At 62.3% G+C, this 3,891-nt stretch carries 4 protein-coding genes; 1 reads left to right on the top strand and 3 read right to left on the bottom strand.

Annotation, left to right across the window (positions count from 1 at the left end):
* Positions 1 to 107: 107 nt before the first annotated feature.
* From purU to HMPREF2857_RS02400, 3 genes are all read right to left on the bottom strand, one after another.
* Positions 108 to 1,013 carry a formyltetrahydrofolate deformylase gene (gene purU / locus HMPREF2857_RS02410; protein ID WP_016421970.1) on the bottom strand — a complete coding sequence of 302 codons (906 nt, stop codon included), beginning with the start codon at positions 1,011 to 1,013 and terminating at the stop codon, positions 108 to 110.
* 17 nt (positions 1,014 to 1,030) lie between these two features.
* The gene (locus HMPREF2857_RS02405) at positions 1,031 to 1,801 is read right to left on the bottom strand and encodes an LmeA family phospholipid-binding protein (RefSeq protein WP_070642567.1); all 771 of its coding nucleotides are present in this window, start codon (positions 1,799 to 1,801) and stop codon (positions 1,031 to 1,033) included.
* Between the two features lie 97 nt (positions 1,802 to 1,898).
* A complete protein-coding gene (locus HMPREF2857_RS02400; protein ID WP_069359365.1) occupies positions 1,899 to 2,396 on the bottom strand; it encodes a DUF2505 domain-containing protein in 498 nt (165 codons plus the stop codon).
* 85 nt (positions 2,397 to 2,481) lie between these two features.
* Between HMPREF2857_RS02400 and HMPREF2857_RS02395 the strand changes: the two genes are divergently transcribed.
* Positions 2,482 to 3,657, top strand: a complete 1,176-nt coding sequence (locus HMPREF2857_RS02395) for a UDP-N-acetylmuramate dehydrogenase (RefSeq protein ID WP_070642569.1) — start codon at positions 2,482 to 2,484, stop codon at positions 3,655 to 3,657.
* The last annotated feature ends 234 nt before the right edge of the window (positions 3,658 to 3,891 follow it).

Below are 3,891 nucleotides of genomic sequence, written 5' to 3'. Positions count from 1 at the left end.
AAAGTGGTGATGCATTCACCGCCTGACCCTACCCGGTGATTTTGTCATAAACCCAGACACTTTCTTTCTGGGGGAGGGGATAGAGATAGGTCTGGCTCCCCGAAAACCTACTGGAACACCACGGTGCGGTTGCCGTAGACCTGCACACGATCCTCCAGGTGCCAGCGCAAACCGCGGGCGAGGACCTGCTTCTCCGCATCGCGACCCTCACGCTGCATGTCCGCAGCGGTGTACTTGTGGGAGACACGCATGACGTCCTGCTCAATAATCGGGCCGTCGTCGAGGTCCTCAGTGGCGTAGTGGCAGGTGGCACCGATAAGCTTCACACCACGTCGATAAGCCTGCAGGTACGGGCGCGCGCCCATGAACGACGGCAGGAAGCTGTGGTGGATATTGATCGCGCGGCCTTCCCACTTTTCGCACAGATCCGGCGGCAGAATCTGCATGAAACGTGCGAGCACGATGGCATCCGGGTTTTCGGCGTCGACAATCTCGGCGACCTCATCGAATGCCTTACGCTTGCCGACGGCATCCTTGGGGAAGGGCACGTGGTGGAAGGGAATGTCATACGCTGCGACCAGTGGCTCCAGATCGCGGTGGTTACCAATTACTGCAGCGATTTCCATCGGGTAGTCGGACTGCGCGACGCGGCCGAGCAGATCCTGCAGGCAGTGGCCTTCCTTGGTCACCAGGATGACAGCGCGCTTCGGGACAGCGTTGTCGGTGACCTTCCAGCGGACCTCAGGGCCCCAATCACCGACGAGCTCAGCGAACTTCTCGCGCAGCTCTTCTACCGTCAGGTCGAGAGCGTCGGCGCGGACCGCCTGGCGAGTGAAAAACCATCCGGTCTCCGGGTCGGAGAAGAAGTCCGCCTCGGTAATCCACGCACCAATGTCGGACAGGAAGGTCGACAGGGTGGAAACGATACCGGTACGGTCTGGACAGCCGAGCGAGAAGATGTACTGGCGCTCGGTGGGAGTACCGCTATTTGCGGTGATGAGAGAGCGAGTCATTCTCGGTATCTTACCTGCTAGCTAAAGGTAAGTTCGCTCACGGTCGACAAAGGCAGATTTGCGCCCGTCAGCGTCAACGCCAGGCCCTCCCCGGTGACGTGCGCTTCCTCCACCTGCATACCGTGGCCGATATCGTAGCTCAACAGCGTACCGCTCGCTTCTCCCAGCCAGCCGGCCAGGCCATCGAGGTTTAAGCCGAGGATTGAGCCGCCCTCCAAGTTGATTTCGATATGACCGCCGTTGGCAATCGGGCGGAACTTGGAGGTCGCAAATCCGGAGGCGAATTCAATGTTGAACAGGCCTTCGCCCGGCAACGGCGTGATTGTGGAAGCGCGTACACCGCTTTCCCGGTTAATTAGCGCCTGCAGCAGCTGAGGTGGGATTGTGACGTCTACTCGCAGCGACTCTGCCGTCGGATCCGCACGATTGCTCAGATCCACGTTTTCCAGGTGCACTTCCGCTGCCGGGTCACCGTTGATCTCCGGTGCGCCACCCAGCGCCTCCGGGTTCTTGACCTCCAGCGTGTTCGGAGTGGACAGGTCCATCGAGGGCACGGACTTCGTGGCCAAGGCGAGCAGCATCGGGCGGGTGCCGAAAGAAACCTTGGGGTCTTCAGTGACCGTCGCACCACGCTCTTCGGCGGAGGTGCGGTAGCCGTCGGAAATCTCCTTGCTCACGAACATCCGGACGCCGATTTCGCCGGCGATCGCAATGAGCGCCACCACTATGATGACACCGAGGACGGTGGGCAGGACTTTGACGCTCGACGAGCGTTTAGCAGAACTCATGGTTCCCAGTCTTGCTTAACGACGGCTCCGTCGCTACCACCTTTCTTCGCCCGGGTGTCCGCCCCCGGTGCCGCCTCGGTGTGCCCCGCTGCGCAACCTACTTAGTGACGTAGTCCGCCAGCACAGCGGTCTCAGCGTTGAGGACGCGTTCCAGGTACGGAGCTGCCTTCTCCTCGAGCTTGCCACCGAGCAGCGGCACGTTGATGGCGAACTCGGAGTTGGTGGTCAGCACGGAACCTTCACCCTGGGCGGTGAGCTTCTGGGACGCACTGAAAGACGCCGGTACGCCCGAAGCTTCTGTGGTCACGGTAGAGGTCGCGCCGTCGTCGTTAAGCGGGCTGATGACGAACGTGCGCGTCATGCCGACCCCGGACTTGACGAACTTCTGCGCCTGCGCCGGAATCTTGTCAGCAGAGACGGTCTGGCGAATCACGACGGTCGTGCCAGCATCGGTGGTCTCGAACTTTTCCACCTTGCCGTCAGCTGCCGAGAAACGGTTTGCGACCTTCTCCCAGAAACCGGCGTCGGTGAGGGCCTCGTAAACCTTCTCAATCGGCTGGTCGAAGTTGACGGTGTGCGTGTTAGTCGTAGTCATGCGCTTGATGATACGTAATTTGCACTACGCTAGGGGCGTGGAAAATCTCGACCAATCGCCGAACCCAATTCACCTGACCTCCGACATGGAAGAAGCCATCGATGGGCTTGCGGGGCTAGAGGGGGTGGAGCTCAGCACGCGTACCGCTTTCTCGGATCTGACGACGCTCCGCCTCGGCGGGGTGCCACGCGCGGTCGTGCGGTGCAACACGACGGACGCTGTGGTCGATGTTGTACGCACGCTTGACGACGCTAACGTGCCCCTCCTCATCGTGGGAGGCGGATCCAACCTGGTGGTAGCCGATGAACTCGAGCCGCTGGTGGCCGTGGTGATCGAGGCCGACAACGTGACCATGAGCACTCGCGGACACGGGCTGGAGTCCGTGTCGGCAATCGTGGAGGCCGAGGCCGGTGCGGTCTGGGACGAGGTCGTGGAGATGAGTGTCGACGCAGGTTTTGGCGGCCTTGAATGCCTATCGGGTATTCCGGGATCGGCCGGAGCCACTCCGGTGCAAAACGTTGGCGCCTACGGTGCTGAGGTGTCGCAGGTCCTGGACTCGGTGCAGCTTTACGATCGCGCAACCGGCTCGGTCGAGTGGGTGGAACCGGAGTCTCTCGACCTTTCCTACCGCTACTCGAACCTGAAGTTCACCGCACGGGCAGTGGTGCTGGCCGTGCGGTTCGAGCTCAGTGTGGATGGCATGTCCGCGCCACTTCGCTATGGCGAACTGGCGCGGCGCCTGGGCGTCGACGAGGCCGAGGCTGCGGCTGGCGAGATTCGCAGGCCGGCTGAGTTGGTGCGCAAAAAGGTGCTTGAGCTGCGCCGGGGCAAGGGCATGGTGCTCGAAGATGCTGACCGCGATACCTGGTCCGCGGGTTCTTTCTTTACCAACCCGATCATTCCGGAGAACTCGGTGGAGGCCGTGCGTGCAAAGGTTGCTGCGCTGCGTGGGGCCGATGAGGCCGCGAATATGCCCGCATTCCCCGCTGGCCCCGGCCACGAGGGAGCCGTGAAGCTCTCGGCGGCGTGGCTTATCGAGCGCGCCGGGTTCCCCAAGGGCTACCCCGGTGACGGTGCGCCCGCGCGACTGTCGACTAAGCACACTCTTGCCCTGACCAACCGCGGGGAGTCCGGCGACGGTACGTCTACGACCGCCGCCGACTTGGTGGCTTTGGCGCGCGATGTGCGCGCTGGTGTGGAAAAGGCCTTCGGCGTGACCCTGGTGCCCGAGCCGGTGTGGGTCGGCGTGAGCATCGACTAGGCCCGCGGCGGGTGGCTGATGGCCAGTGGGGGGCGGACTGGAGAGGCTAGCGTGCCTGATGGGGCTGGCGGGCTTGATGGGGGGGGCGCTGGAGCCGCTGGAGCCGCTGAGTAGTCCTCAGCTTGCGCTCCCGGGCCTTCTCTCAGGGTCGGGGATAGAGAAAGTGACTAGGTTTATGACATGTGAATATTATTCACCCTCAGGTAGGGTCAGGCGGTCATTGCATCATGGATA

Origin of the sequence: Corynebacterium sp. HMSC076C10 (genome assembly GCF_001812455.1) — a bacterium.
Lineage (GTDB): Bacteria > Actinomycetota > Actinomycetes > Mycobacteriales > Mycobacteriaceae > Corynebacterium > Corynebacterium jeikeium_D.
The sequence above is the reverse complement of the archived record's forward strand: the minus strand, read 5'-3'. Positions and strand labels throughout refer to the sequence as shown.

Excerpts from the sequence above, each read along its gene's own strand:
- HMPREF2857_RS02405 (WP_070642567.1), bottom strand. The coding sequence starts at position 1,801 with ATGAGTTCTGCTAAACGCTCGTCGAGCGTCAAAGTCCTGCCCACCGTC.
- HMPREF2857_RS02395 (WP_070642569.1), top strand. The coding sequence starts at position 2,482 with ATGGAAGAAGCCATCGATGGGCTTGCGGGGCTAGAGGGGGTGGAGCTC.
- HMPREF2857_RS02400 (WP_069359365.1), bottom strand. The coding sequence starts at position 2,396 with ATGACTACGACTAACACGCACACCGTCAACTTCGACCAGCCGATTGAG.
- purU (WP_016421970.1), bottom strand. The coding sequence starts at position 1,013 with ATGACTCGCTCTCTCATCACCGCAAATAGCGGTACTCCCACCGAGCGC.